The following is a 1,102-nucleotide window of genomic DNA, read 5'->3' on the forward strand; positions in this document are numbered from 1 at the left end:
AGTCTAAAAGGAAGCGGTTTCCAAACTCTTCATATCCTTTTATCGTAAGGTATCCACTCTGGTAAATCATTGGCAAAGGCATTTCGACATCAGCCTTATAATCAATAAACTCTTCCTGACGGTAATACTTTCCCGTTAATTCATTTATATTTTCATTAAAATGGTTCATTAATCTGATTAGATACGTAGGCGTTCCTGTCTTGAACCAGTAGTCTTCTATGCTTTTACTATCAAGAGCATTCAACAGGCTGAAAGGATTATAGATGTCTGTCATTTTCTTGCTGAAATGATAGCCGTCATATTGCCTTTTCATTTCTGCAAGCATAAAATTATAATCACAGTTATATATTTCTGCCATCTCTTCAACTGGCTCCTGAAAATATGTTTCAAGTTCTTTTTGTGTAATGCCACACAATGTTTCGTATCTGGCATCCATACTGATATCCTTAGGCTGGTTGAATCCACTGAATACACTTACCTGAGAGAATTTGGTAACACCTGTAAGAAGCACAAACTGAAGATGCGAATCTGCACCTTTGAATACAGAATAGAAAGCTTTTAGTATATTCCGATGACGGTCTTCAAGGAATGTATCAACGTCAAGGACATCAAGAATCGGTTTGTCATACTCGTCTATAAGGACAACGGAACGTAATCCTGTCTGCTCATGAGCGGCACGAAGTACTTCTACAAAACGGTCACCTATTCCAAGCAAACCACTTCTGTCAGATAATCCATACTTAAGCTCCCACTCGGTAACATAAAAATTAAGCTTCTGTTCTAAAGTTTCTTTCTCAGTAAAATTTGTACTATTGAAGTCGACATGGAATACAGGATAAACATTCCAGTCCTTTTCCAACGAAGCAATCTTAAGCCCATTGAAAAGCTCTTTTCTTCCCAGGTAGTAATTCTTAAGAGTTGATATAAGAAGACTCTTGCCGAATCTCCTTGGGCGACTCAGAAAATATATTTTCCCTTCATGTGCCAGATTAAAAATCAAATCCGTCTTATCCACATAAACATAACCGTCTTCGATAATCTGTTCAAAACTCTGTATTCCTATAGGATATTTCATAAGCTTAATACTTTACCGCTGTTACTC

At 37.0% G+C, this 1,102-nt stretch carries 1 protein-coding gene; it reads right to left on the minus strand.

The features are described from left to right. Positions 1–1,075: AAA family ATPase (locus H6A61_RS15270; RefSeq protein ID WP_204394758.1), on the minus strand; the 1,075-nt coding region annotated here is incomplete at its 3' end. Positions 1,076–1,102 lie beyond the last annotated feature (27 nt).

Origin of the sequence: Bacteroides caecigallinarum (assembly GCF_016901995.1) — a bacterium.
In the GTDB taxonomy this organism is placed as follows: Bacteria; Bacteroidota; Bacteroidia; order Bacteroidales; family Bacteroidaceae; genus Phocaeicola; species Phocaeicola cellulolyticus.